General features: G+C 54.1%; 30 protein-coding genes and 1 pseudogene. 12 read left to right on the top strand and 19 right to left on the bottom strand.

Annotation, left to right across the window (positions count from 1 at the left end; translation table 11 throughout):
* Window positions 1-294: 294 nt before the first annotated feature.
* The gene (locus tag RAHAQ2_RS14925; protein ID WP_015698036.1) at window positions 295-624 is read left to right on the top strand and encodes a DHCW motif cupin fold protein; all 330 of its coding nucleotides are present in this window, start codon (window positions 295-297) and stop codon (window positions 622-624) included.
* Between the two features lie 73 nt (window positions 625-697).
* Window positions 698-1,795 carry a D-alanine--D-alanine ligase gene (gene ddlA, locus RAHAQ2_RS14920; RefSeq protein WP_015698035.1) on the top strand — a complete coding sequence of 366 codons (1,098 nt, stop codon included), beginning with the start codon at window positions 698-700 and terminating at the stop codon, window positions 1,793-1,795.
* A 66-nt stretch (window positions 1,796-1,861) separates the two neighbouring features.
* Here ddlA and RAHAQ2_RS14915 read toward each other — a convergent pair whose 3' ends face one another.
* From RAHAQ2_RS14915 to RAHAQ2_RS14885, 7 genes are all read right to left on the bottom strand, one after another.
* The gene (locus RAHAQ2_RS14915) at window positions 1,862-2,200 is read right to left on the bottom strand and encodes a helix-turn-helix domain-containing protein (protein WP_015698034.1); all 339 of its coding nucleotides are present in this window, start codon (window positions 2,198-2,200) and stop codon (window positions 1,862-1,864) included.
* Window positions 2,184-2,537, bottom strand: coding sequence for a type II toxin-antitoxin system RelE/ParE family toxin (locus RAHAQ2_RS14910; RefSeq protein ID WP_015698033.1), 354 nt, complete (start codon window positions 2,535-2,537; stop codon window positions 2,184-2,186). Before RAHAQ2_RS14910 ends, RAHAQ2_RS14915 begins: the two co-directional genes overlap by 17 nt.
* 177 nt (window positions 2,538-2,714) lie before the next feature.
* A complete protein-coding gene (locus RAHAQ2_RS14905; RefSeq protein WP_037039970.1) occupies window positions 2,715-3,929 on the bottom strand; it encodes an MFS transporter in 1,215 nt (404 codons plus the stop codon).
* Window positions 3,930-4,174: 245 nt separating this feature from the next.
* Window positions 4,175-4,432 (bottom strand): multiple stress resistance protein BhsA, encoded by a 258-nt coding sequence (bhsA, locus tag RAHAQ2_RS14900; RefSeq protein WP_015698031.1) that lies wholly within the window; start codon window positions 4,430-4,432, stop codon window positions 4,175-4,177.
* A gap of 151 nt (window positions 4,433-4,583) precedes the next feature.
* Complete coding sequence (gene bhsA / locus RAHAQ2_RS14895; RefSeq protein ID WP_015698030.1) at window positions 4,584-4,841, bottom strand: multiple stress resistance protein BhsA; 258 nt, start codon at window positions 4,839-4,841, stop codon at window positions 4,584-4,586.
* Window positions 4,842-5,010: 169 nt separating this feature from the next.
* Complete coding sequence (gene bhsA / locus RAHAQ2_RS14890; RefSeq protein WP_015698029.1) at window positions 5,011-5,268, bottom strand: multiple stress resistance protein BhsA; 258 nt, start codon at window positions 5,266-5,268, stop codon at window positions 5,011-5,013.
* Between the two features lie 418 nt (window positions 5,269-5,686).
* Window positions 5,687-5,944: a hypothetical protein gene (locus tag RAHAQ2_RS14885; protein ID WP_015698028.1), complete on the bottom strand. Its 258-nt coding sequence runs from the start codon at window positions 5,942-5,944 to the stop codon at window positions 5,687-5,689.
* A 210-nt stretch (window positions 5,945-6,154) separates the two neighbouring features.
* Between RAHAQ2_RS14885 and RAHAQ2_RS14880 the strand changes: the two genes are divergently transcribed.
* The 3 genes from RAHAQ2_RS14880 to RAHAQ2_RS14870 all read left to right on the top strand — a co-directional run bounded on the left by RAHAQ2_RS14880 (window position 6,155) and on the right by RAHAQ2_RS14870 (window position 9,046).
* The gene (locus RAHAQ2_RS14880) at window positions 6,155-6,814 is read left to right on the top strand and encodes a TetR/AcrR family transcriptional regulator (protein WP_015698027.1); all 660 of its coding nucleotides are present in this window, start codon (window positions 6,155-6,157) and stop codon (window positions 6,812-6,814) included.
* 17 nt (window positions 6,815-6,831) lie between these two features.
* Complete coding sequence (locus tag RAHAQ2_RS14875) at window positions 6,832-7,698, top strand: oxygenase MpaB family protein (RefSeq protein ID WP_015698026.1); 867 nt, start codon at window positions 6,832-6,834, stop codon at window positions 7,696-7,698.
* A gap of 241 nt (window positions 7,699-7,939) precedes the next feature.
* Window positions 7,940-9,046: a suppressor of fused domain protein gene (locus RAHAQ2_RS14870; protein ID WP_015698025.1), complete on the top strand. Its 1,107-nt coding sequence runs from the start codon at window positions 7,940-7,942 to the stop codon at window positions 9,044-9,046.
* Window positions 9,047-9,233: 187 nt separating this feature from the next.
* Here the strand turns inward: RAHAQ2_RS14870 and RAHAQ2_RS14865 are convergent, their stop codons facing one another.
* Complete coding sequence (locus tag RAHAQ2_RS14865; RefSeq protein ID WP_015698024.1) at window positions 9,234-10,733, bottom strand: MFS transporter; 1,500 nt, start codon at window positions 10,731-10,733, stop codon at window positions 9,234-9,236.
* A 115-nt stretch (window positions 10,734-10,848) separates the two neighbouring features.
* Window positions 10,849-11,913 carry an alcohol dehydrogenase catalytic domain-containing protein gene (locus RAHAQ2_RS14860; protein WP_015698023.1) on the bottom strand — a complete coding sequence of 355 codons (1,065 nt, stop codon included), beginning with the start codon at window positions 11,911-11,913 and terminating at the stop codon, window positions 10,849-10,851.
* A gap of 237 nt (window positions 11,914-12,150) precedes the next feature.
* On the opposite strand from RAHAQ2_RS14860, the gene osmF reads away from it, so the two are divergent.
* From osmF to RAHAQ2_RS14840, 4 genes are read left to right on the top strand one after another with little or no spacing between them, the layout of a single operon-like run.
* On the top strand, window positions 12,151-13,089 hold the full coding sequence (gene osmF, locus RAHAQ2_RS14855; protein ID WP_015698022.1) for a glycine betaine ABC transporter substrate-binding protein OsmF: 939 nt from the start codon (window positions 12,151-12,153) through the stop codon (window positions 13,087-13,089).
* A gap of 60 nt (window positions 13,090-13,149) precedes the next feature.
* On the top strand, window positions 13,150-14,319 hold the full coding sequence (locus RAHAQ2_RS14850; RefSeq protein WP_015698021.1) for an ABC transporter permease: 1,170 nt from the start codon (window positions 13,150-13,152) through the stop codon (window positions 14,317-14,319).
* A complete protein-coding gene (locus RAHAQ2_RS14845; RefSeq protein ID WP_015698020.1) occupies window positions 14,316-15,260 on the top strand; it encodes an ABC transporter ATP-binding protein in 945 nt (314 codons plus the stop codon). Before RAHAQ2_RS14850 ends, RAHAQ2_RS14845 begins: the two co-directional genes overlap by 4 nt.
* The gene (locus RAHAQ2_RS14840; RefSeq protein ID WP_015698019.1) at window positions 15,257-16,027 is read left to right on the top strand and encodes an ABC transporter permease; all 771 of its coding nucleotides are present in this window, start codon (window positions 15,257-15,259) and stop codon (window positions 16,025-16,027) included. The genes RAHAQ2_RS14845 and RAHAQ2_RS14840 overlap by 4 nt, the downstream gene beginning before the upstream one ends.
* A gap of 63 nt (window positions 16,028-16,090) precedes the next feature.
* Here the strand turns inward: RAHAQ2_RS14840 and RAHAQ2_RS26165 are convergent.
* Window positions 16,091-16,192, bottom strand: a pseudogene (locus RAHAQ2_RS26165) (hypothetical protein); the annotation flags it as partial.
* 225 nt (window positions 16,193-16,417) lie between these two features.
* On the opposite strand from RAHAQ2_RS26165, the gene yedA reads away from it, so the two are divergent.
* On the top strand, window positions 16,418-17,335 hold the full coding sequence (gene yedA / locus RAHAQ2_RS14835; RefSeq protein WP_015698017.1) for a drug/metabolite exporter YedA: 918 nt from the start codon (window positions 16,418-16,420) through the stop codon (window positions 17,333-17,335).
* A gap of 39 nt (window positions 17,336-17,374) precedes the next feature.
* Here yedA and RAHAQ2_RS14830 read toward each other — a convergent pair whose 3' ends face one another.
* From RAHAQ2_RS14830 to RAHAQ2_RS14790, 9 genes are read right to left on the bottom strand one after another with little or no spacing between them, the layout of a single operon-like run.
* Window positions 17,375-17,911 (bottom strand): DUF3833 domain-containing protein, encoded by a 537-nt coding sequence (locus tag RAHAQ2_RS14830; protein ID WP_015698016.1) that lies wholly within the window; start codon window positions 17,909-17,911, stop codon window positions 17,375-17,377.
* A 20-nt stretch (window positions 17,912-17,931) separates the two neighbouring features.
* The gene (locus RAHAQ2_RS14825; RefSeq protein WP_015698015.1) at window positions 17,932-18,459 is read right to left on the bottom strand and encodes a hypothetical protein; all 528 of its coding nucleotides are present in this window, start codon (window positions 18,457-18,459) and stop codon (window positions 17,932-17,934) included.
* Window positions 18,456-18,959, bottom strand: a complete 504-nt coding sequence (locus tag RAHAQ2_RS14820; RefSeq protein ID WP_015698014.1) for a DUF2878 domain-containing protein — start codon at window positions 18,957-18,959, stop codon at window positions 18,456-18,458. Before RAHAQ2_RS14820 ends, RAHAQ2_RS14825 begins: the two co-directional genes overlap by 4 nt.
* The gene (locus tag RAHAQ2_RS14815) at window positions 18,956-20,191 is read right to left on the bottom strand and encodes an SAM-dependent methyltransferase (protein WP_015698013.1); all 1,236 of its coding nucleotides are present in this window, start codon (window positions 20,189-20,191) and stop codon (window positions 18,956-18,958) included. The genes RAHAQ2_RS14820 and RAHAQ2_RS14815 overlap by 4 nt, the downstream gene beginning before the upstream one ends.
* A gap of 2 nt (window positions 20,192-20,193) precedes the next feature.
* Window positions 20,194-20,910: a DUF1365 domain-containing protein gene (locus tag RAHAQ2_RS14810; RefSeq protein ID WP_015698012.1), complete on the bottom strand. Its 717-nt coding sequence runs from the start codon at window positions 20,908-20,910 to the stop codon at window positions 20,194-20,196.
* Entirely contained in the window at window positions 20,907-22,262 is a 1,356-nt protein-coding gene (locus tag RAHAQ2_RS14805) for an NAD(P)/FAD-dependent oxidoreductase (protein ID WP_015698011.1), read from the bottom strand. The genes RAHAQ2_RS14810 and RAHAQ2_RS14805 overlap by 4 nt, the downstream gene beginning before the upstream one ends.
* 1 nt (window position 22,263) lies before the next feature.
* Window positions 22,264-22,980, bottom strand: a complete 717-nt coding sequence (locus RAHAQ2_RS14800) for an SDR family NAD(P)-dependent oxidoreductase (RefSeq protein ID WP_015698010.1) — start codon at window positions 22,978-22,980, stop codon at window positions 22,264-22,266.
* Window positions 22,980-23,432, bottom strand: a complete 453-nt coding sequence (locus RAHAQ2_RS14795) for a nuclear transport factor 2 family protein (protein ID WP_015698009.1) — start codon at window positions 23,430-23,432, stop codon at window positions 22,980-22,982. Before RAHAQ2_RS14795 ends, RAHAQ2_RS14800 begins: the two co-directional genes overlap by 1 nt.
* On the bottom strand, window positions 23,425-24,285 hold the full coding sequence (locus tag RAHAQ2_RS14790; protein ID WP_015698008.1) for a MerR family transcriptional regulator: 861 nt from the start codon (window positions 24,283-24,285) through the stop codon (window positions 23,425-23,427). Before RAHAQ2_RS14790 ends, RAHAQ2_RS14795 begins: the two co-directional genes overlap by 8 nt.
* A 179-nt stretch (window positions 24,286-24,464) precedes the next feature.
* Here RAHAQ2_RS14790 and RAHAQ2_RS14785 point away from each other — a divergent pair, with 179 nt between their 5' ends.
* Window positions 24,465-25,034 (top strand): helix-turn-helix domain-containing protein, encoded by a 570-nt coding sequence (locus RAHAQ2_RS14785; protein ID WP_015698007.1) that lies wholly within the window; start codon window positions 24,465-24,467, stop codon window positions 25,032-25,034.
* Between the two features lie 26 nt (window positions 25,035-25,060).
* Window positions 25,061-25,597, top strand: a complete 537-nt coding sequence (locus tag RAHAQ2_RS14780; protein WP_015698006.1) for a GNAT family N-acetyltransferase — start codon at window positions 25,061-25,063, stop codon at window positions 25,595-25,597.
* Window positions 25,598-25,893 lie beyond the last annotated feature (296 nt).

Genomic DNA, 25,893 nt, shown 5'->3' with positions numbered 1-25,893 from the left:
GCACGTTGGAATTGAGGTGCGTGCGCCTTTCTGCGTTCTCAACAGAACATTAAGCATAGTCGAAAAAACGTGACCCCTGTCCCACAGAAATCTCATGCAACACAACAGCATTGCCTGCTCTGGCCGCATTCTCACTGGCCCCGTCATACGTGTGCTGTAGCCTGTCTCTAAGAACAGTCGGCTTTACATAACTTTGCGACGGGCTGTTAATGAATTGTTTTCAGCAAGCGATTGATAAATTTAGCGCTCACTTTTATGCTGGCTTTCCTTTCTTTTCCCCACATTGAGAAACTCATGAAGCTTGATGCGATTCCGTTTTGCACGACTGACTGGAGTGATGTCACGCCAACGCAGCATTCGGGTGATACCGGCATGGCGCTGTGGCGTACACAAAAATTTGGCGATATCCGGGTGAGGATCGTTGAATATTCAGCAGGCTATGAGGCTGACCACTGGTGCAGTAAAGGCCATGTTTTGTTCTGCCTGGAGGGAGAGCTTCATACGCGTCTTGAAGACGGACGGACTTTTATCTTATCGCCGGGCATGAGTTATCAGGTGGCGGACAATGCCGAAGCGCACCGTTCATCCACACCGGTTGGCGCGAAACTGTTTGTTGTTGATTAGTCGTAATGGCTTATAGCGTGGTTGTTTATAGAAACATTCGCCGTCCGCTGAGGCAGGCGACAAGGAGCTGCAGGTGAGTAAATTACGGGTTGGTATTATTTTCGGTGGTAAATCGGCAGAGCATGAAGTATCCCTGCAGTCGGCAAAAAACATCGTGGATGCGATTGATAAACAACGCTTTGATGTGACGTTGCTGGGCATTGATAAGAAGGGAGAATGGCATATTAATGATGCCAGTAACTACCTGATCAATGCTGAAAATCCGTCGCTGATTGCCCTGAACCGCTCGAATAACCAGGTTGCACTGATCCCCGGCCAGACTGAGAATCAGTTAATCGAAACCCACAGCGCCAGTGCGTTGTCACAGGTGGATGTTGTTTTCCCGATTGTGCACGGAACGCTGGGGGAAGACGGTTCCCTGCAGGGGTTACTGCGTATGGCAAATATTGCCTTCGTGGGATCCGGCGTGCTGGGCTCCGCCGTCAGCATGGATAAAGATGTCACCAAGCGTTTACTGCGTGATGCCGGTCTGGCCGTTGCACCGTTTGTCTGTCTGACCCGTGCGAACCGTCAGAAAAATACCTTTGCCAGCGTTTCGCAACAACTCGGTCTGCCGTTATTTATCAAGCCAGCGAATCAGGGCTCATCGGTGGGCGTCAGTAAAGTCAGCGATGAAGCGGGCTATCAGCGTGCGCTGGATGAAGCATTCAGCTTCGACCACAAAGTACTGGTGGAATCAGCCATAAAAGGCCGTGAAATTGAATGTGCTGTATTGGGTAACGATCACCCGCAGGCCAGTGTGTGTGGCGAAGTGATCCTGCATGACGAGTTTTATTCCTACGATACCAAATACATCAACGAATCCGGTGCTTCCGTGGCTGTTCCGGCTGATTTGCCACAGGAAATCCATGACCGTATCCGTGTCATTGCGTTGCAGGCATTTCAGGTGCTGGAATGTCGTGGCATGGCGCGTGTGGACGTTTTCCTGACAGAGCAGGGTGATGTCGTCATCAATGAAATCAACACATTGCCAGGTTTCACCAACATCAGTATGTATCCGAAACTCTGGGCAGCCAGTGGGCTAAGTTACACTGAACTGATCACCCGACTGATCGCGCTGGCGCTGGAGCAACATCAGCAAGACAATCAGTTGAAAAGCTCGGCTAACTGACCGGCTGGTTTAGGGCAATACGAAGAAGGCAGGGAGAGATCTCTGCTTTTTTGTTTACCTTGCTGATTATTCAACCACCAGCTTCACCTGTTTTCCGGCCAGGCTCAGCATCAGAATCAGGGCATCAAGCGTAAATTTATCCGTCTTTTTGTTTACGACGTCAGAAACGCGCGGGCGCGAAACTTGTAAAACTTTTGCAGCATCGCTCTGCCGCAGATTCTGATGGATGATCCAGAGGCCAATTTCCGTCATCAGTTGCTCTTTGAGCGCCAGAGTATGAGCAATTTTACTCTGGGAATCTGCATGTAAAGCCTGGGCTTCGACGGCGCTGAATCCCAAATCGGCGAACACATTTCCGCCTGCTGGCGTGATATGTCGTGATGCGACATCAATATCCTTTTTCATTTTCTCTCCTGTGGCGCTCCCGTACAATTTGGGCATAGCGGCTTTTTATAATGGAAATATCTTTCGGGCTGGTTTGCTGATTCTTTTTCGCAAAGCAGTGCAGGATGTAAATGGCCTCGTCGAATTTAGCGAGATAGACAACCCTAAAAGTACCGGCGCGTACATCGAGTTTGATTTCAACCACGCCAGCACCCCAGTCGTTGACTGATTTCCATTGTGTTGGGGGAAGCCCTTGCTGAATTTGCTCAAGCTCATAGCCCGCTCTTTTTCTGGCGTCTGTGGGAAAATCACGTAAGTCCTTCAACGAACTTCCACGCCAGTCGATATCTTTAATCACCGTCACTTTCCTTGTGTATAAAATTTTATACCTAAATAGCTCTTATGCCAACGTCCTTATACGGCAGCTAAAAGGTGGTGAGATAATTAAGGAGAATTCTTGCGAGATGTGCCGAAAGAAAGCGTTTATACGGTGTTAAAAGGCAGGGAGAAAATCCCTGCCTTTTTCGTTTTTTGATTACGTCCTGTAGCGCCAGAGTAAGATAACAACGCCAGCCAGACTGGCAAGTGACACGCTATACAGCGCGCCGGTTGCGCCGATGCTTTCTGCCAGCAAACCAGCGGTGCCGGTGGCGACAGCACTCACCATGACTTGTCCGCGCCAGGCCAAAGCGCTGGCTGTGGCGACCTGTCTGCCCGCAAAATTTTGCAGCACTCCGAAAGTTCCTAATGCAAACACCATATTCGAGGCCAGATGAGCACTGAAAATCAGCGCCAGACTTGCCACCGGCCAGACTGACAACGGTGGAAGCAGGAAATATCCGCCCAGAAACAACATCAGGCATAGCAATAACCGTCCGTTACTGGCGCTGTAATGCCGGAGTTTGTCAGCATTGAGTAATAAGGGCCCGCAAAGTTGCCCGAGGCTACGGGCAAACAACAACGGGAGTGCCAGACCAGTGGTTTCTTCAGGGCGGATTTGCTGCGCGAGTGCGGGCAATAATGCCATAGCGGGTGACCCGACAGCGGCGAGCGCCGGTAACAGCAAGATACTTCGTTTTTGCAGCGGTGAGTAATTTTTCCAGCGCAGTGGCGCGGGGATGGGGGCGTCAGCGGGTGGAGTTTCGGCGTATCTGGCCTGAAATATTTTCCGGGTGGTCAGAAGCAAAACGGCAGATGCGGAAAAACTCAAGGCATCGAGCAGCAGCATACTCAGTGGCGAAACAACATTAAACAGCAAAACCCCCGCGCCGGTGCCAAGCAAAACCTGCGAGGCGAAGATCAGCGTTTCCATTGCCGTCGCCGCCGGTAACTCCTCAGCGCTTAGCCCGCGTTTGAATAGCAAGGTGAGCGCCGGATAACTCATCCCGCTGAATAACGCTTCAGCAGACTGAACGGCCAGCAATGCGGAAATATTGTGTGACAGCAGACCATACAGCGGAAATATCAGTGCCACCATGCCGAGTATTTCGGTCAGGATCAAAATCCACAGTGGCGACATTCTCCTGCACAAATGTTCGCCCCACAGACTTCCGAGAAAGCCGGGCAATGTTGCCAGCATATAGGTGAAAGTCAGTGTAGCGGGGGAGGCATTCCAGCGCAGCAACTGACCAAAAACCACCACCTGCGTCAGGCCATTTCCCAGAGACGATAGAATAAAGGCACAACCCAGCAGCCGCAGCCAGCGATGACTGCGAAGTGCGCGTATGAGCGCAATCAATAACGAATTCATGAAAGAGATTCTCATCAGAAATAACAGAAACCCCCCGCATTGCACGCAGGCAACAGGGAGAAGAAAAACTGTCAGTGATGAGAATTCGTTACATTGGGAAAGAAAACCTGGAGGAAACAGAAGAGGAAATGTAGCACAAGGTAAGACGGGTGGGGGGCTTTGCGAGAAACTTTTCAGCAGCGCAGACACGAAAAAGGCGGCCAATGCCGCCTCTTCTGCTTACTGCTCTTTACGGCTTATTCAGCTTATTTATACAGTTCAGCTGTGCCGTACAGGTGGTTGTCACCTGACGCACCGATAATACGGTATGAGCTTGCACCGGCTTCGCTGGCTTTGGCATTCAGTTTGTCCTGCAGGCTGCTCAGGCTGTTGCCTGATGTTGCGCTGACGACACCAATCGCCTGCTGACCTGCAGGTGCTGACTGAACTTCTGTTGCAGCCAGAGTCGAGAATGACGCGGTAGCCAGTGCGATTGCAGCAAGAGTCATTGTTAAGTTTTTCATAATATTTTCCTCGTTCCGTATTTTTACGCTTTGCCAGGCGTTGTTATCAACGTTCATTTAATGGGCAAAGCTGTCTTCTGTCCGATACAACATCTAGCTTATTAATCGTTAACTAAATGCTGTTGTACCCTTAAATTGCTTATTCTTGTGCTTATTTATACAGCTCAGCAGTACCGTACAGATGGTTTTCACCTGACGCACCGATGATGCGGTATGAGCTTGCACCGGCTTCGTTAGCTTTGGCATTCAGTTTGTTCTGCAGGCTTGATAAATCATTGCCTGAAGAAGCACTTACCACACCAATTGCCTGTTGACCTTCTGGTGCAGACTGAACTTCAGTCGCTGCCAGAGTTGAGAAAGAAGCGGTAGCAAGGGCGATTGCCGCTAAAGTCATAGTGATATTTTTCATGATGGTCTTCCTGTTTATTTGTTTATCAGCAGGTGATTGTCAGGTCCGACTGTTATTTCTTAACAGTTGATAAGTAAATGTTAGACCTGGATCACATTCTGTGCAACTCATTTATTTATTAATCGTTAACTTATTGTGCGGAACAATCTGCTAACGGAATCTTCCGGGCTTATTTATACAACTCAGCAGTACCGTACAGATGGTTTTCACCTGAAGCACCGATGATGCGGTATGAACTTGCACCGGCTTCCGTGGCTTTTGCATTCAGTTTTGACTGCAGTGTGCTCAGGTCACCGTTTGAAGAGGCGCTGACAGTACCGATGGTTTGTTCACCCGCGGGTGCGGACTGAACTTCAGTCGCTGCCAGGGTAGAGAAAGAAGCGGTAGCAAGTGTCAGTGCTGCTATTGTCATTGCGATTGTTTTCATGATGTTAATTCCTGTTCGTCAATTTTTTCTTCGGGGTACCTTTTTTCAGGAACCCCCGTTTCGGGTCAACGTTAGTTATTAGTTAACGTTCGATAAGTAAATGATAGGGAGTGTTGAGAGTTTGTGCAAGATGTTTTTTTTAATGATCGTTAACTAATCGTGCTGTGATGAAGCTCACGTTAAATGCGGCTCTTGTTTTACTTTTGTTAACTTAATGTTTTTGAAATGATTTGCGCGATTAATTGAAAAACCTTTATGCATATTTTTGCTGAATGAATCTTTAATGATCGCTAAGTTAATGGTTGGTTCTGGCCGGAGAGGGTGATAAAACAGGGGGCAGTTAAGAAAAAGATAAGGCGACCTGAGCCGCCTTATCGTTATTCCTGCCCTGACGGTTTGTCGTCAGTTACCGCGTTCGTTAGTAGTAAATAGACGCGGGCTGATGACCGGTGGTCGTTGGTGCAGGTGGCTGAGTGGGAGAAGTAGGAATACGGCCCTGTTCGATTTTTTTGTTCGTACAGGTGGCCGGGTTACAGAAGTTACTGTCACCGGTCACATTGACCATCCTCACTTCCGGACTCTGTAAAGGCATCATGATAACCTGCTGTGCGGCAACATTGGCAACCGGTACAGCGGTTAATGCCAGAACTGCAAGAAGGATTTTAAAGTTACTCATGATGTTACGTCCTGAATGTGTTGCTGATAAAAAGACTTATAAAAGCGTTTTCGTTGTGCAGCTTTACGGGTTTGAGTGATTTTCTTATCGCTCGATAATTAAATGATAAACTCCGCTGGACTTGTGCGCAACTATTTTTAATAATGATCGTTAAGTTATTTCTAAAAAAATTTAATAACCATAATCACAATGGTGATGGAAGGAGGGTGTATGAGCACTGAACAGACGGCTTTGGTCCGGAAAAGTCGCGGTCGCCCAAAACAGTTCGATCGTGGAACTGCTCTGAGCAAGGCCTTGAATTTATTCTGGCGCCATGGTTACGAGGCCACTTCATTAGCCGATTTGGTCGAAGCAACCGGTGCAAAAGCGCCAACTTTGTATGCTGAATTTGGTAACAAAGAAGGGCTTTTCCGCGCAGCCGTTGAACATTATCTGAAAAACTTTTACGAAAAGAGCTCATGTTTACTGAGCAGAACAGATTTGTCCGTTGAAGATACGGTCGGGCGCTATTTGCGTGCCATCGTTGAGCTGTTTACCGACTGCGACACGCCAAGTGGCTGCTTTATGATCAGCGCATCATCCGGGATGTCTTCATCTTCTGCGGATATTGCCGAAATGCTGCGTGCGCGCCACCTTTCGCAGGAACGCACTCTGTTTGAATATTTCGAGAAGAAAAAACAGAGCGGCGATTTGACTGCGATAACCGACAGCGCGCTGCTGGCGAAATACCTCGCCTGCACCATTCAGGGCTTTTCCGTACAGGCCCGTGACGGCGCAAGTGCTGATGAACTGAACCGGCTGATTGACGTGGTCATGAACCTGTGGCCCGATCTGACCAAAGCGACGGTAGTCAGCAAAGCCGTACAATAATCACTGAGTTACGATAATTGTTAAGAAAGAGAATAGAACGTCAGGTGCTGAGTATTTCGGGCCTGGCGTTAGGCGGTATAGACTTTGAGAATCCGCCGGGTGACCCGGGGCTGTTTGGCCCGCAAAGCATCACCTGGCGAATTCACGGAGACTTCTCATCTATGCTTTGTGGCGGGGTCAGTGCCTTGCTGCTGCAAATGCTTCATCCGCTGGCGCTCGCCGGTGTCTGGGATCATTCCTCATTTCGTGAAGATATGCTCGGGCGGCTTCGTCGCACCAGCCAGTTCATTTCCGGGACGACTTTTGCGCCTGTGAATGATGCCAACGCGTTAATCGAAAAAGTAAAATCCATTCATTTGCGGGTCACCGGTACCGATGCTTACGGCACGCCTTATGCGGCCAATGACCCGGATTTACTGGTCTGGGTGCACGTGGCGGAAGCCTACAGTTTCCTGCAATCACATCTGCGTTATCGCAATCCTTTGCTCAGTCTTGCCGGGCAGAACCTTTATTATCAGGAATTTTCCCGTGTGGCGAAAAGCCTCGGTGCGGTCAATGTGCCTGAAAGTGTCGATGCAGTAGAAGACTATCTGCAGGCGATGCGCCCGCAGTTGCGCTGTGATGAACGGACACTGGAAGTGGTGAGATTATTGCAGAATGCGCCCGCACCGAGCCGTCTGGCGAAGCCGGTGGGCAGCCTGATGATTCAGGCGGGCATTGAGTTATTGCCTGAGTGGGCGGCGACGCAACTGGGGATTTCCCTTTCTCCGTCTAAACGTAAAATTGTGCGTTTCGGTACCCGCCGCATTGCAGGCGTGCTGCGCTGGGCGGTGAGAAACGGCTCATGGCACCGGGCCATGCGGCGGATGGGGCGTCTTCGCTGATCGTTAAAGATGCGGATACATGCCCGGCCCGGGCGGCGCTAAACCGATTCTCTCAGTGTGCGGCTTGTCTGGCGCAACTGTTCCGTAAGTATTGTCGCTGATGTCGATATTTTAACAAAAAGCGCCTGTTTTAATGATTTATCGGGGATTTTTGGGAATATTGCCCGTTATATGGCTGGCTTATCCGTTTTACACTGACCATCACAGGGAATAATAAGCTTCCTAATATTGTTGAGGTCATATGCGCCAGTCCGACATTGTTGCTGAAGTCAGTAACGACAAACAAACCCTGACCGCGCTGGTCGAGCAGGACAACCGCGTGGTGTATTTCTATATTTTCGCCCGCGAAGATTTGCGTGACCGCTTCCCGAAAATGCGCGCCTGCTGGGTACGCAATCTGGTACCTGCACCAGCGAACGATGACACAGAGGCAATGGAGCAGGGTATTGCCCCGATGCTGGCGGCGCAATACTGTCGCAATCTCGAAGGCGAAGCGCCGCTGGACCCTGCACAAATCCAGATCCTGTGGAATGAAAGCGATGACGGCGCGGCGTTGTGGTATCAGGGATTGTTGCTGGCGGTGATCCCCGGCTGGAGTTTGTATATCGACCATTCGGTGTGTTATTCCGCCGGTTGCATCAAACAAAATCCGCTGACCTTCCCGCTCGGTTCTGCCTCGACCAATATGCAATGTGAGCTGGCGGAAAAGACCCGTCTGTTCTGGCGCGACTGGCAAAATGAATTCAGCAATCCGTGGCCGAAAATCCAGCGCAAGCTGCTGGAATCCTACGAAGACCGCTTTGGCCCCTCACTGAAATATTATCTGATCAATCAGGGCAACTGGCCGCCGATGGCGATTTCCCAGCATGAAGACGAAGAAAACTATTACTTCTTCACCGTCGGTATGAGCATCCGTCCGATGCCGCAAGTCGATATCATTTTTAATGATGAAGCTGAAAAACACCGTCGCATCGAGCTGGCTTTTTCGGTCGGCAAAGAATATGTGACAGAAGAAAATGCCGTGCAGATGGCCAGCGCGTTATCCGGTTATGCACAGATCCCCTGGACGACGCTCAGCTGGCTGGGGGAAGGCCACACGCTGATGTCGCCGATGGCACCGCTCGGCTTTGAAGGGCATGTCATTTCCTCCGCGCTGTGCGGTCCGGCAGACAAAATGCGTTTGCCGAAAATTTACGGGGATCCGGTGAATCAGTTTTGGGTCAGCCCGGTGTTTACCAGCGAACTGGAATTTGCGCAGACCAGACCGAATGGCGGGTTTGAACTGGTGGCCGCGATGATCGAGAACGACATCGGGTTTGTGTTTGCGCCGAGAAGTGCGGTGGTTTGATGTCACTCTCTCAGTTTTCTAACAGAGATGAGTAAGAATACCGATCTGCTCCCTCCCCTGCGAAGGGGAGGGTTGGGGTGGGGTATTAAAGAAGAATCAAAGAGTTGAAGAGTGCAGTGCCTATTGTGTTGTCTTTAAAACCCCCTCCCAGCCTCCCCCTTCGCAGGGGGAGGAGCAAGGTAAAAACCTAAACCGGTTTAATTTCCTGCTGAAAATCTTCAGCATCCACATCATATCCCGACGGTTCCCACCGTACCGCTGTCAGCACGATTAAGCCTGCCAGTGGCGCTAGCGCGATCACCCAGAACACGCCGGTGCCGAGTGCGGCGGAAAGTACCGGGAAAAGGAACAGCGAGACCGTCGAACTGCCGCGCATCAGCGTCTGGTTGAAGCCGACACCCATGCCGCGCAGTGATGTCGGGTAGCTCAGTGAGGCAAATGTCATGGTGTGCGATCCCGGACCAAAGCCCTGACCGAACAGGAATAATGCCAGCATGGCGATGGAAATTGCGGCTTCACCGCCGTCTGCCGGGCGGCCGACCACAGCCAGGCCGATCATCGCGATTAACTGGCAGGCGTAACCGGCATAGGTCATTTTCCATGCACCAAATTTCGAGACATATCTCACTGCGATCAGGCCACCGACGAAGGCGAAGCACAGGTTCAGGCCGAGGGAGAACAGAATGGTGCTGATCATCGATTGTTGCAGGAAGCTGGATAAGATAACCGGAAGCCCGAACGCCACGGCGTTATAGGCAAAGGACGACGCCACGGCTGTCACGGTCGCCAGTACCGTGCGGCGAAGATAAATCCCCTGCAACAGGGTGCCGTAGTTACGCCATGCGGCTTTGCGTACTTTCACCTGCGGTGTTTTGTCCGCATCTTCAGCCACGACTGCATTGATGTTGTAAGACTTTCGCAGGATCGCCGCGGCACTTTGCAGGTCGCCCTGATTGGCCGCCCAGACCGGTGATTCATTCATATAACGGTGACGGATTGCGATAATCAGAATCGCCGGGACCGCGCCGAAACCGAGGATCAGACGCCACAACCAGTCGGTATGCGTGGCAGGCAGTACCGCGTAAAGCAGCAGAACTAGCAGATAGGAGACGCTGATCGCCGCGTACCACGTCGGACACCACATCGCCACGCGCGAGGCTTTATTACCGCGACCCTGAAGTTTTGAAAACTCTGCCAGAAACGCCATCGCCACCGGTAAATCGATGCCGACGCCTAATCCCATCACGAAGCGCGACCCGCCGAGCACCCATTCATTCGGTGCAAAGGCGCAGGCCAGCGCGGCAATCACAAAGAAGAACATATCAGCCATAAAGACGCGGTAACGGCCGATTTTGTCGGTCAGATAACCGCCGAAGAGTGCGCCGACAATCGCCCCGAAGGTGATCGCCGAGGCCACAAAACCCGCGCCGGAAGGCGTCAGGCCGAACTGGCGGGTGATATCTTTCATCCCGAAGGCCAGCGCACCGAGGTCGTAGGCGTCGAGGAAAACGCCGCCCAGTGCGATGGCAATCACGATGCGCGCGTCGCTGATTTTCGCCGCGCCGCGGTTCACTAACTGAGTAATATCGGCAGCGGAACGAATCACCACCGGCTGGTCAGGCGCCGTGCTGGCCGCGCTGTAATCCCCTGAAGAGGCGGTCTGAGAGGCCGCAATTGAGTCAGACATTGTTGTATTTACGCTTTTTGACAAAAAAGCCAGCATAGAGGCGAGGTGATGCCGCTCACAAGTCCTGATGAGACATTGCGTGAAAACAAATGGCTATATGTTAAAACAAAGGGATCTAAGCGTATTCCTGCCAGCGTAAAACGGCCTTGATCACCTTGCCGCTGCCGGTATCTTCAATGGCCTGATTAATCGCCTCAAAGTCATAAAAATGCAGTAACCGGTCAAAAGGAAATTTACCTGCCTGCCACAGCGTAATCATTTTCGGGATGAATTCCTGTGCCACCGAATCGCCCTGGATCACGCTGATAATTTTCCGCCTGCGGGAAAGCGTCGCGCCACCGGCGCCGGTCAGGCGCACCATCACTCCGCCGTCTTTAAGGGCGTTCTGCCCCAGTGTATCCAGCGATGAAACCCCCGCCGTGTCGATGACGTAATCCAGCGTACCTTGCAGACTGCGCTCTTTGCCAGTTTTCATGACATCTGTCGCGCCCAGTTCCAGCGCCAGATCCCGCCGGTGCTGATACTGATCCAGCGCGATAATCTCTTTTGCTCCGGCCATTTTCGCCGCCATCACCGCCGCCATCCCCACCGCGCCGGTGCCGGTGACCAGCAGACGGTCGCCTTTTTTTACCCTCAGCGTGTTCATCACCGTTCCCGCACCGGTTTGCAGGCCGCAACCGAGCGGGGCGAGGGTAGCCAGCGGCAGGGATTTATCCACTTTCACCAGATTCCGTTCCGTCACCAGCGCGTAGCTGGCAAACGACGACTGTCCAAAGAAATGGCCGCTGATGCCCGGCGGATAGGCGCTGCTGCCGTCGAGGCGCGAGAATCCGAAATTCAGCGTGGAAAAATGTTCACAGTCCGCAGGCCGGTTATTTTCACAGGCGTCGCACTGGCCGCAGGACTGAAACGACAGCACCACATGATCGCCCGGTTTTACGCTTTTTACCGCGCTGCCGACCTGATCGACAATCCCTGCGCCTTCGTGGCCTAAGACCGTGGCCGGTGAGATAAAACTCAGATCGGTATGACAGATCCCGCAGGCGACAATGTGTACGCCCACCTCATTACGACGCGGTGCGCCAAGGCGGATCTTTTCGAATTTCAGGCGATGATCACCGTCAGCGATGGCCGCGCTGATCACGCGGGGATGTGTTCTGCGTGGATGTTGCACTGACATCGGGTTCTCCTGTCTGCAGGGAAAACGGAAGAGGGTTGCCTAAGTGATGCGGCGGATAAGCTTCGAACATTTACGTATTTTACAGCGATACCGCCGCCTGCTTTTATAGCTCACCATCCATTCCCCTGCGCGAAATTGGACTATTCTTGTTAGCAGCTTGTTTATACAGATGAAAGCAGAAAGACAGAGCAGTCGCCGGGCGACAAAAATCAATATAACCCGATAAGAGGATAGAACATGAATGTAACAACCGGGCGAGTACGGGGATTTTCCGTGGCAGCGCTGGCGCTGGTGTCGGCGTTAAGTTTCAGCGCACAGGCGGCGGATGACGCCGTGCGTGTCGGCTCCAAAATTGATACCGAAGGTTCGCTGCTCGGTAACATCATTATTCAGGTGCTGGAAGCCAATGGTATTCACACCACCAATAAATTACAGCTGGGGACGACGAAAGTGGTGCGCGGTGCGATCACCGCGGGCGAAATCGATATCTATCCTGAATACACCGGTAACGGCGCCTTCTTCTTCTCGGATGATAAAGATCCGGCGTGGAAAAATGCGCAGGCCGGTTTTGATAAAGTCAAAAAGCTGGATTATGACCAGAACAAAATTGTCTGGCTGAGCCCGTCTCCGGCGAATAACACCTGGACTATCGCGGTGCGTCAGGATGTGGCGAGTGCACACAACCTGAAATCGCTGGGTGATTTGGGCAAATACATCAGCAGCGGCGGCGATTTCAAACTGGCGGCGTCAGCCGAGTTTATCGAGCGTCCGGATGCCTTACCGGCGTTTGAGAATGCCTACGGCTTCAAGCTTAATCAGGCCCAACTGTTGTCTCTGGCGGGCGGCGATACGGCGGTGACCATCAAAGCCGCCGCCGAGCAGACCTCCGGGGTGAATGCGGCGATGGCCTACGGCACGGACGGTCCGGTGGCGGCGCTCGGCCTGCAAACGCTGGAAGATCCGAAAGGTGTGCAGCCGATTTACGCACCGGCCCCGATCATCCGTGAGGCGGCGCTGAAAGCACATCCGAACATTCCTGAGTTGCTCAGGCCGGTGTTTGCGTCGCTCGATACCAAAACGTTGCAGGGCCTGAATGCGAAAATCGCGGTTGATGGTCAGGATGCGAAAAAGGTTGCGGCGAAGTATTTGCAGGAAAAGGGCTTCGTTAAAAAATAACCGGGCAGTGACGCCCGGAGCACGATCTTCGGATCGTGCTCTCTGATATCAGGTAATGCTTTGACTTCTCACTCCCCCGTCAAAAACCGCGTCCTGCTGACGCTGGTTTTGCTGCTGTTGCTGGCCGGTTTCGGTCTGGCTTTCGTCAGCCATGCCCCCAACCGGCTGGTGTCCGGCAAAGGCATTTCGCTGGCAAGCCTGCTGCATGGTTATTCTGCTTTACTCCTGTTGCCTGCCGTTTTGCTGCTGATCTGCGCCTTTCTGACGCTTTATGGCCGCAATCATTTAGTGGTGATGTTGCTGGCTGAGATCCTGCTGACTTCCCTGGTCTGGCTGGCCGGTCACAGCGCCGTACAGCTTGCCGGTGGCGATGAAGACAGTATCGCGCGCACTTCGCTTGGCGGCGGTTTCTGGGCGGGGGCGGCACTTTGTCTGCTGATCGCCTCCGATGCCATTTCCCGTTTTACCCGCAATCACAGCCTGCGCATTTTGCTTAATGTGCAGATGATCGTGCCGGTGGTTCTGCTGCTGGCTTACGGTCAGCTTGCCCAGTTGTCGCTGCTCAAGGAATACGACAACCGTTCGGACGTGTTTAACGATGCGGTATGGCAGCATCTCGGCATTCTGTTCGGCACGCTGGTGCCTGCGGTGCTGATCGGGCTGCCTGCCGGTTTGCTGTGTCACCGCAAACCCCGATGGCGCGGGCCGGTATTGTCGGTACTGAACATCATTCAGACGGTGCCGTCGATTGCATTGTTTGGCCTGCTGCTCGCGCCGCTGGCCGGGCTGGCAAAAGCGCTGCCGTGGCTGGCGGAGCACGGTATCAGCGGCATCGGGCTGGCACCGGCGATTATCGCGCTGGTGCTGTATTCGCTGCTGCCGCTGGTGCGCGGCGTGATTGCCGGGCTGGAGTCAGTGCCGGAAGCCGTGACTGAGTCCGCCCGTGGTATGGGTATGAACCGTGCGCAGGTATTTTTCCGGGTGCAGATGCCGATCGCCTTGCCGGTTATCCTCACCGGCATTCGCATTGTGGCAGTGCAAACCGTCGGTATGGCGATGGTTGCGGCACTGATTGGTGCGGGCGGGCTGGGGGCTATCATGTTCCAGGGCTTGCTGAGCAGTGCGCTGGATCTGGTGCTGCTCGGGGTGATCCCGGCGGTGCTGATGGCGGTCGTCGTCGACAGCGTCTTTAAATTCGCAGTATCAATTCTGGAAACCACACGCAGATGATTCATTTCAAGCAGGTAAGCAAACACTTTGCCGGAAAAGCGGTCGTGCGCGATCTCACGCTGGAAATGGCCAAAGGCGAATTCACGGTGCTGATCGGCACTTCCGGTTCAGGGAAATCCACCACGCTCAAAATGATCAACCGGCTGGTGGAGCACGATCGCGGAGAGATTTTATTCGCCGGTGAACCGATAGAAAAATTCCGGGCGCAGGATCTGCGCCGCCGGATGGGGTACGCGATCCAGTCAATCGGCCTGTTTCCACACTGGACGGTGGAAGAGAACATCGCCACCGTGCCGCAATTACTGAAATGGCCGAAAGCGAAAATACGTGACCGCGTGACCGAACTGCTCGAATTGCTCAATCTCGATCCGAAACAGTTTCGTCAGCGGTATCCGCATCAGCTTTCCGGCGGGCAACAGCAACGCGTCGGGGTGGCGCGAGCGCTGGCTTCAGACCCGGAAGTATTGCTGATGGACGAACCCTTCGGCGCGCTGGATCCGGTGACCCGCGCCACGTTGCAGGAAGAAGTGGCGCGCATTCATAAAATCACTCACCGCACGATTGTGCTGGTGACACACGACATCGACGAAGCGCTGGCGCTGGGCGACCGCATTGTACTGCTCAATGACGGGCAGGTAGTGCAGCAGGGCACGCCGCTGGAATTGCTGACGCAACCGGCGACGCCGTTTGTGCGTGATTTCTTCGGTGGCAGCGACATGGGGATCCGCTTGTTATCGCTGTGCGAAGTCGGTTCGCTGACGCGGCGCGGCGAGTCGTATTCCGGCAGCCAGCCACCGCTGACTGACACCATGAGCCTGAGTCAGGCATTATCAACATTTGTCGCGCAGCAGGTTCAGCAGTTGCCGGTGGTGGATGAACAGGGGCAGCGGCTGGGCGTGCTGCATTTTGCGGATCTGACGGTACAAAGGAGCGGCGCATGAAACGGGTTGTCGTGCGGATTATCACCGATCCTTTACTCTGGCTTTTCGCGCTGTTACTGGCGCTGATTTTCGGCATGACCTCGCTCGGCGGTCTGTTCCACTGGATGTTTCCGGCGCTCAGCAGGCCGGTGTATCAGCAGGAGAGTTTCGCCGCGCTGGTGCAGGCGCATCTGTTGCTGGTCAGTATTTCCAGTCTGATCGCGGTGGTTATTGGCGTGGCGGCGGGCGTCGGGGTGACGCGTCCGGCAGGCAAGGAATTCCGCTCTCTGGTGGAAACGCTGGTGGCGATGGGGCAGACTTTTCCGCCGGTCGCGGTGCTGGCTGTGGCGGTGCCGGTGATGGGGTTTAGCGAAAAACCGGCGATTATCGCACTGGTACTTTACGGGCTGTTGCCGGTTTTACAGGGGACGATTGCCGGTATTGAATCGGTCCCGGCGTCGGCGCGCGAGATTGCGCAGGGTGTGGGCATGAGCCGCGGGCAGATGCTGAGAAAAGTGGAAATCCCGCTGGCCGCGCCGGTGATTATTTCAGGGATCCGCACGTCAGTGATTATTAATATCGGGACGGCGGCGATCGCCTCGTCGGTCGGTACATTAAGCCTGGGATCGCCGATTATCATCGGCCTGAGCGGCTTTAATACCGCCTATGTATTGCAGGGTGCGGTGATTGTCGCGCTGCTGGCGATTTGTGTGGATATGGTGTTTGAACGCTGGAGCCACTGGTTACAACGCTGGCAGCAGCGGTCAGCAGACGAATCAGTGCGCTGACGCCGCCGCTGGCGCAGGCACCACAGAAGGGGCGTCGCTGTCGCTGACCGGTTTAGCGTCGTCCTGAATCACCACCGCATAACCGGCAACCATCACGCCACCAATTGCACCAATGGCCATCAGACCAAACAGCGCGATAAATAATTTTTTGCCAAGCGAGTTCATGTGCAATACCTCAGAATTTTGAACGGCGAATTATAAATCGTTTCCGCACCCCTGCAACAGACTATTCATGCTGTGATTACTTTTAACCCTGATGCCAGCGCATTTTTTGTCATATACAGAAACCTTTTAGCAACATTTTGATGTGATAGCACAGATTTACTTGCCGGTAATCAGGCCAATAGCGTTAACTGTCTGCCTTCGTTATCACGCTAATAAGTTATTCCTATGACTGGTTCCGCCACCCGTTCTCTGCTGCCATTAATCGCTGGACTGTTTGCACTATATTTCATCTGGGGTTCTACCTATTTCGTGATCCGCGTGGGGGTGGAAAGCTGGCCACCGCTGATGATGGCCGGACTGCGTTTCTTTGTCGCCGGATGCATTCTGTTTACATTTCTGCTGTTGCGTGGCCATCACGTTCCGACCCTTAAACAGTGGATGGCCGCCGGTGCGGTGGGCATTTTGCTGCTCTCGGTGGGTAACGGGCTGGTGACGGTGGCCGAACACATGCAGGTGCCGTCAGGCATTGCAGCGGTAATGGTCGCGACCGTGCCGCTGTTTACCCTGTGCTTCAGCCGCCTGTGGGGTATGCCTAACAGCCGTCTGGAATGGACCGGTGTTGCCATCGGCCTGTTCGGGATTGTGCTGCTTAATACCGGCAGCAATCTGCAAGGCAACCCGTGGGGCGCGGCGCTGATCCTGCTCGCCTCGCTGAGCTGGGCGTTTGGTTCGGTGTGGAGTTCGCGTCTGCCGCTGCCCAAAGGCTTAATGGCAGGCGCGGCGGAAATGATTATCGCGGGCCTGGTACTGCTGGTGGCCAGCCGGTTCAGCGGCGAACACCTGACGGCAGTCCCGCCGCTGAGCGGCTTTCTGGCGCTCGGTTATCTGGTGGTATTTGGCTCGATGATTGCCATCAGCGCCTACATGTTCCTGCTGAAAACCGTCCGTCCCGCCGTTGCCACCAGTTATGCCTATGTGAACCCGATTGTGGCCGTTCTGCTGGGCATTGGCTTCGCCGGTGAATCCCTTTCCCCGGTCGAGTGGGTGGCGTTAGGCGTTATTCTCTGCGCGGTATTGCTGGTGACACTGGGGAAATTCGTGTTCGGGCGTAAGAAGACTGAGATTAAAGAAGTGAAGGTTTAATTCTCCCCTTCGCAGGGGAGGGAACGGTTCGAGCTTACCTCACTTCTTCTCAAAGAAGATCGTCACCCGCGCCACTTCCACGCCAAATTTTTTCAGCGAGGTGGCGTTAAACAGGTGCTGTTCGTCCTGCTGGTAAATCCAGTCATCGAACGTCAGGCGGTAGGTGCTGCCGCCTGATTTCACATCCATCACGTATTTCCAGTTAAAGGCATTGCCTGCGGATTGCCCGGCGGCGGTGCCGATAATATCACCCGCCGTACCGGTATAACTGCCATCCGTGAGTTTGCGGATTCGCCAGATGCGGGTCTGTTTCTCACCGTCGTCATAAACAAAATTTTCATGCAGCGTCAGCGTATCGCCCGCCACGTCACCGCGGATTTTCACGGTAAAGCGCCGGGTCTGTTTGTCGCTGTGATCCTGCACCATGCCGTAGGCCACACTGTCACCGGCAAACCAGGTGAAAATATCCAGCTTCGGTTGCGCTTGCGCGTAATCCTGAATATTGGCTTTGCAGCCGGTGAGTAACAGCATACTGCCGACGATCAGGGTGACAAAAATCTTGCGCAGAACACTCATAAAACCTCCATAAGATGCCATTAATCGGACGCGGATGCGCCGGTCAGCTTGCTGCGTAAATCAGGGTACTGTGTGGCGGGCGAGAGCCAGATAGCCAGAAAGGCATCACGGAATGCCGGACTGAAAGGCTGACCCACCGGTGTACTCAGCACGCTGTTCGCTGGCTGGCTGTAAAACTGGCCGCCGTTTTCCGTGGCGACAAACACGATTTCACTGCCGTTGCTGACATCCGGCCAGGTGTTTTGCACCGCGTCCAGCCAGCCATTTTTCTGTGCCTGCGTCAGTAATCCCAGCGCCTGCCACTGTTCTTCGGTGGCTTTGGTCAGCTCCTGATGGTCAATGCTGCGCAGATAGTCAATCACCAGCGCCTGCGGCCATTTTCCGGGGTGATATTGACCGTCCGGTGTCAGCAGTTGCGAGTGATAAACCTCAAAGGGTCCCCAGCTCAGCGTAGCGCGCCCGACCTGTTGCCAGGGGCCCCACGGCGTGGCGGCAAAGGCAGAGAAGGAAATCATCAGCGAAAGTGCTGTCAGAAATGTGCGCATCATCGGGTTTTCCGCCCTGTGTCGTTGCTGATCAAAACCGGCAGGCTTACCAGCGGTAAGAATACCGCCCAGCCAGCCGCCAGTAAGAGCCAGACATATACCGGTGCGGCGAGAAGTTGCATGGCACCCAGTTGCATGCCGAGGTAATAAGCCAGCGGGCCGCTGACCGCGCCGACAGGCACCAGCCAGTACCACGTCAGCCGTAAATAGCTGAGTAACCACAGCCACCAGGCGCTGAAACCCAGCCATAACGCCATCATCCACGGCGGTACGGCGGAAGCACCGGTAAATTCAAACAGACCCAGAATGCACCACAGCGAATCCATCATGATACCCAGCGTGCAGGCCGTGGCGACCCATAACCGGCGTTTTGCTGGCGTAAACGCCAGCATCAGAAAACTGCTTACCAGCAGGAAGAGGATAAAACGTTTGCGCCCCCAGACGGCCAGCGTCCACCAGGCATCAAAACCCAATGTCAGCAGCCAGAAGCGCAAGGATTTCATGCGCGTCGCTCGGCAACAAGCTGCACGGTGCTGATGGTGCGGGCGCGGAAACCTGCCTCGCAGTAGCACAGATAAAACAGCCACAGGCGGCGGAAATATTCGTCATGCACGCCCTCCGTCTGCGTAGTCCAGTAGTGCAGAACCCGTTCACGCCATTCGTGAAGAGTACGGGCGTAATCGGCACCGATATCGAACAGGTCACGCACCACCAGACTGGTGCAGCGGGTCATCGTGTCATTCATGGCGGTAATTGAGGGCAGAAAACCGCCGGGAAAAACGTAGCACTGAATAAAATCGACATTACGGCTGTAGGCGGCATAACGCTGGTCGGCGATGGTGATGGCCTGGATCGCCATGCGTCCCTGCGGTTTAAGCAGCGCATTGCAGTGCCTGAAAAAGGTGGAGAGATAGCGTTTGCCGACGGCTTCGATCATCTCTATCGACACCAGTTTGTCGAACTGCCCCCGCAGCGAACGGTAGTCTTCAAACAGCACCGTCACGCGGTCCGTCAGCCCGGCTTTTTCGATCCGCTCACAGGCAAAGTGATATTGCTCACGGGAAATGGTGGTGGTGGTCACCTGACAGCCGTATTCCCGCGCGGCAAATTCGGCCATCGCACCCCAGCCGGTGCCGATTTCCAGCAGATGGTCGCCCGCCTTCAATTCAAGCTGGTCACACAAACGGCGCATCTTGGCTTCCTGCGCCTGTTCCAGTGTCATCTGCGGTTCCTGATACCAGGCCGATGAATAAAGCATCTTCTCATCGAGAAAACCCCGATAGAAATCGTTACCCAGATCGTAATGCGCCGAGATATTTTTACGCGCCTGCGCCGGGCTGTTGCGGCGGAAAAAGTGAATAATTTTTTTTGCCGGCGTGCTGAGCCAGCTCAGGCGAGCCTCGATTTTATCGACCAGCTTCAGGTTCTCGGCCAGCAGTTGCAGAACGACGGTCAGATCAGGCGTCGTCCAGTCACCATCAATAAAGCTTTCACCCGCGGCGACGCTGCCGCCCAGCAGCACACGCCGGTAAGCTCGCGGATGCAGAACATCTATTTCCCCCTGCAATATCGCGCTCGGATCGCCGAAGAAGAGTTCTTCCTCGCCGCGTTCGCGCAGGATCAGACCGGCCCCTTTAAGCTGTTTGAGTACGCCGAGAATGAGCGCGCGTGCCGCTTTACTACAGCGCCTGTTATTCGCCCCTTCACGGGCGAGCTGCATTTCAGGTTGGCTCATGGTCAGTCCTTATCAACGGGAGGATGAGAATAAATGGGGGCCCGTTTCAGCCACAGTTTCAGCGCCTGCCAGTAAATGGTCAGCGCGGTTTTTGCGGTCATGAGAGGCAGTCGCCACAATTGCTGACGCAACGCCGCGCGGGTCAGCGGACGGGCCGTCAGTGAAAGGGCTGCATCGAATTCCCGTTCTTTGCGGTAATTTTCAATAGTGATGTGTAACTGTTTTCCGGGAGGTGTCAGCCGCCAGTGATAGACCATATCCATCGGATTAAAGGGCGACACATGAAAGGCTTTCGGCACCGGTTGTGAACCGTCAGGGAGCACGGCGTAGGTATGACGTTCATTCCAGGGCGTATTGCGCACCTCGGCCAGCATCCAGCATAAAATCTCTTTTTTATCATAAAGATAGTAAAAGTTTACCGGATTGAAATAACAGCCGAAATAACACAACTGACATAACAACATCACCCGTCCGTCCGGGCGCTCGCCGGTCAGCGCTTCAATTCTCGCTTGCGCTTTGGTTTTGATATCACCGCCGCCGAGATAATCTTTGCGACGAAAACTGGCGGCGGAAAACCGCTCGAGCTGAATACCCTGTGCAGGTAACTGATCCAGTTCATCGAGGTCAATCAGCGGCATGAAAATATCGTAGTCGAAACGGTGTTCAACCGGCGTAAACCGGCGATGGCACACCGTGCCGACATACAACTGGCTGTTCATGACGCCTCCCGTTTTTCCTGATCATACTGTCGCTGTACACTGCCCGGTTGCAGACTGAGCTGTTCCGCCACATCGCGGGCACTGTTGACGCCGTCTTCGTGAAAGCCGTTGTACCAGTACGCACCACAGAACCAGGTTCGGTTGTGGCCGTTAATCCGGTGGCGCTCCTGCTGCGCCTGGTGACTGGCCAGATTGAGAACCGGGTGCATATACGTGGTGCGGAACAGGACTTTGCTTTCATCTATCGGCGTCAGCGGGTTGAGCGACACACAAAAAGTTTGCGGCGTATTCAGCCCCTGCAAAATATTCATGTTATAGGTCACGCTGGCGCGGCGGTGTGCCGCATTGCTGTCGCGCATATCTGCGCGTTCGGCCAGATGCAGCGAATTGGGCAACTGATAATTCCAGCTCGCCCAGGCACGTTTTTCCCGTGGCAGGAGGTGCGTATCAGTGTGCAAAATAACGTCGTTGCTCTGATAAGGCAGGGCGCTGAGAATGCTTTGCTCATCAGCACTGGCGTTGTCGCCCAGAATCGCCAGCGCCTGATCGGAGTGGCAGGCGAAAACAATCTGATCAAAATGCGCCTCGCCGTGCGGGGAATGCAGCGTCACACCGCAGGGCGTGCGCACGACTTTACTGACCGGAGCACGGGTGAGCAGCCTGACGCTGGCCGGAAGTTTTTCCTGCATCCGGCGGATATATTCCCGTGAACCGCCGGGTACCACCATCCATTGCGGGCGGTTGCTGACGTCCAGCAGTCCGTGATTATCAAAAAAGCGCAGGAACATCGACAGCGGGAAATTCGCCATATCGCTCAGGGAAGAAGACCAGATAGCCGCTCCCATCGGCAACACATAATGCAGGGCGAAAAACGCCGTGAAACCGTTTTGATCGAGTAAATCAGCCAGCGTATCTTCGTCATTGTGCGGATTCAGCAAACGCGTTTTGCACAGCTTGTTAAACCGCAGGATCTCGAGAATAAATCGCCAGAAGTGCGGTTTGAGCAGATTACGGCGCTGGGCAAACAGACTGTTCAGCGAGTGGCCGTTGTATTCGAGTTTGTTAACCGGATTGCGTACGGAAAAACTCATTTCCGTCGGCTGGCCTTCAATGCCCAGTTCTTTGAGCAGGGCAATAAAATGCGGGTATGTCCGGGAGTTATAGACAATAAAACCGGTATCGATGGCGTATTCTTTTCCGTCGGAAATCACATCCTGCGTGGCAGTATGCCCGCCTAAGGTTGCCGACGCTTCAAAGACGGTAATCTCGCAGTCGGGCTGACTTTTTGCCAGCAACCAGGCGCAGCTCAGCCCGGAAATACCACTGCCCACAATCGCCACTTTTGTTGTCATGTTATTTCACCATTTTCCGGCATAACCATTGTTGCAGACTGACGGGCAGCAATGAGGCCACCTTGAGTAAACGGATAAAAAGCGGAGGGAAGGCAATTTCATTGTCACCGCGCGCCAGTTTTTTTCGGATGTGCTTTGAGGCCTGCGTGACGCTCACCATCATCGGCATCGGGAAATCATTGCGCGATGTCAGTGGCGTTTCGACAAACCCCGGCTGGATCAGCGAAATGTGAATCTGACGTTTCGCCAGATCAACCGCCAGAGAGCGGGCAAAAAAGGCCAGCGCCGCTTTGGATGCCCCATAGGCTTCACTGCGTGCAAACGGCAGCAGCCAGGCGACGGAACCCACCAGCGCTACCCGGCTGCCGGGCGCTAAGCCGGGGAGCAGGGCATCAAGGCAATTGACCGGACCGGTAAAATTGGTGTTCATCACCCGCATGACTTTTTCAGCATCGACGACGCCGTTGTCGAGATATTCGCAGGTGCCGGCGCAAAGGATCACCAAATCGGCCTGCCTGCCCTGCAACGCTTCGCGGGTAGCCTGTAAATCGGTGATATCAAAACGCAGCGGGATGATCAGCGGGCTGGCTGCGGCCACCGCCGTCAGCTTTGCGCCATCACGCCCGCAGGCAATGACTTCCCAGCCTTCGGCGGCATAATCCTGTGCCAGTTGTTTGCCAATACCTGAACTGGCACCGGTGATCAGTACGCGGCGCATTATTTCAACCTGGCTTTGACAGCACGCACGACACCGCCCAGCACCGGAATGTGCTCGTACAGCATGGCACCGAGATCGTAATAATCACGCTGACAGATGATAAGGTTTTCATTCATGCGCAGATGACTTGCGCCATCAAGGAACAGCGCCTGACCTTTTTTCAGAGCCGGGTGCGAGAATTCCATCCGCCAGAACAGTGACGCTTCATCGCCCCGGATAAGCGGAGGCTGGATCTCGAAACGGCAGTCATTCACTTTTTTAAGCAATTGCGCAAAGTAGTGTTCCAGCGCATCGACCCCTTCGTAATGCGAAACCGGATCGGTAAACACCACCTGCGGATGATAAATACGGGAAAGCAGCGGCAGGCGGGTGATATCGAGATGGCGATAAAATTCGCACAGTCGCACCAGAACATCGTCAGGGATTGCGGACTCAGGAAAATGTTTAGTCATTATTTTTTCCTTTCTGGCGAACTGGCCCGGTATGAAGACTGGCATGAGGATCACCGCCCCGGAGACGTTCGCTGAACCCGCCTTCCTCTGCGTCTGTTTCTTCTGCGCCAAGCAGAACCGCAGAACTGCCCAGCAGCATGATCGACAACCCCTGATCCATCCAGTTCTGCAGGCGCTGGCGCTGGACCTGCGTCAGCTTGCCTTCGGACCACAACAGAATTTGCGAACCGCTCAGGTTTTCCAGATACGGTTCGCTGAGCGGAACCGGTAATATCTCGATCTGAAAACCTTCTTCGCAGCGCACGATGGCTTCAAGCCACAATTCGGTGCTGTCTGTATGTCCCCAGCCGATCAGTGTGGCAACCGCTCCGGGGCGTTTACGGGCAGCGTTCATACACATCACTGCGTGTTCAATGATCAGCCCGTCAAGCTGGCTGCGTAACATCAGCAGTCGCGCATCGCCGGAACTCAGGCGTTCACGCAGCGGGCGAAGCACGTTCTTCACAAATGTGGCCGCCGGATATTCTCGACCGAATTCCATCATCAGCTGACGAACTTTTTGCGGACGACCATCCTGTAAGGCAGTCAGCAACTGATGTTCTGACTGCGACCAGCCACCGGGTAGCGCGTCCACTTTACCTTCCAGCAAAGATTTCACCTGACCAACCGGAATACCGCGATTGATCCAGCCCAGAATGGTGCGGATGGTATCGAGATCATCATCATTAAACAGACGATGGCCACCCTCTGTGCGCTGTGGCTTCAGCAGGCCATAACGCCGCTGCCAGGCACGCAACGTGACCGGGTTGATACCACAAATTCGGGCGACTTCACCGATGCTGTACAGAGACATATTTCCATCCAAATATTCATACCACTTATAAGCTCACTCTAGCGCCACATCTTAAAGTTGTACAACTTTATTATTTTTGTACAACTTGGAAAATCCTTTTGGTTACACTTTTTTAACTTGCAGCGTTCTCATATAAGAGATATTTTCCCTGTATTGAGATTTTACGGCAGGGTAAGAAAATGGGAGAAGGCCAGGACAATCACGATCTCCGTCTGGCGGAACGGCTGGCAGAATTACGCGTCAGCCAGGGCTGGTCACTTGAACAACTGGCGCAGATGACCGGCATCAGCCGCGCGACACTTTCACGCGTGGAGCGGGCAGAAACCAGCCCGACGGCCTCGTTGCTGGGCAAACTGAGTGCGGCTTACGGGCTGACCACTTCCCGTTTGCTGATGGCGCTGGAAGATAATCCCCCGGAGCTTATCCGCGCATCGCAACAACCGGTGTGGCATGACCGGGCAACCGGTTTTGAGCGTCGTTCCGTTTCCGCACCGGCACCGGGTTTTCGCGCTGAGCTGATGTCCGGTGTGCTGAAGGCTGGCGCCAGCATTACTTACGACGCACCGCCGGTAGAGGGTCTTGAACAGCATATCTGGATGCTGGAAGGCATTCTGGAATTCACGCTTGATGGCCGCAGCTACCGGCTTGAACCGGGCGACTGCCTGCGGTTTCATCTCCACGGCAGCACCTCTTTCAAGGTGCCCGGCCCGGCAGATGCCCGCTATGCCATCGTCATTTCACGTCCTTAATGTCTGACTGAGTAAGGTTTAACGTTATGCAAAACAGCAATGAAGTGGTGGTCAGTGAAGTACAGGGCGGCGTATTGTCGCCAGGTGATCGGGATGCGCTGGCTGAAACGCTGATGCAGTCCGTGGCGCTGGGTGCCAGCATCGGTTTTATTCTGCCTTTCGGTTTTGTGCAGGCGCAGGCGTTCTGGCAAAAGTTGTTACCGGCTTTTGAGCGTGGCGAAAAACGTCTGCTGGTGGCGCGTCTGGGGGGAAAAATTGCGGGTACCGTGCAGCTTGTCGTCGATCAACCTGCCAACGGCGCGCATCGCGGTGATGTGGTGAAACTGATGGTGCATCCTGACGGGCGGCGCAAAGGTATCGCCCGAAAACTGATGATGGCGGTCGAAGCCCTGGCACGGGAAGAGGGCAAAACACTGCTGGTGCTCGATACCGTCACCGGCAGTCCGGCGCAGACGTTGTATGAAAATCTGGGTTTTACCCTGAGCGGAACGATCCCGCACTATGCGATGTCGACGGGGGGAAAGCTGGAATCGACCAGTGTGATGTATAAGGTGCTGGTGTGATCTGATTTTGACCGAATCAGGGGCGGTTTTAACTTCAAATTCAAGGTCGTGGGCGTCGGCCCACACCGACTTGGGGGGCGGCCTATCGCCGCCACCCCCCAAGACCCCCCGGGCTCTTTCACTGCGCGCTCCGCTCGCTGACTATGTTTCATCAGCCGCAGTGATAGCCGCAAAATCCCGCCGCTGCGCGGTTCCCTCCCATCGGGTTACAACCCGCGCAAAAAGATGCGCGGTTTTCCACCTCTCGTCCGGCGGTATTTTGGAACCGGCCTCAGGCTCTTAATTCACAACCTGAC

Origin of the sequence: Rahnella aquatilis CIP 78.65 = ATCC 33071 (assembly GCF_000241955.1) — a bacterium.
Lineage (GTDB): Bacteria > Pseudomonadota > Gammaproteobacteria > Enterobacterales > Enterobacteriaceae > Rahnella > Rahnella aquatilis.
Note: the sequence above shows the minus strand (reverse complement) of the source record. Positions and strands in the feature narration are given on the sequence as shown.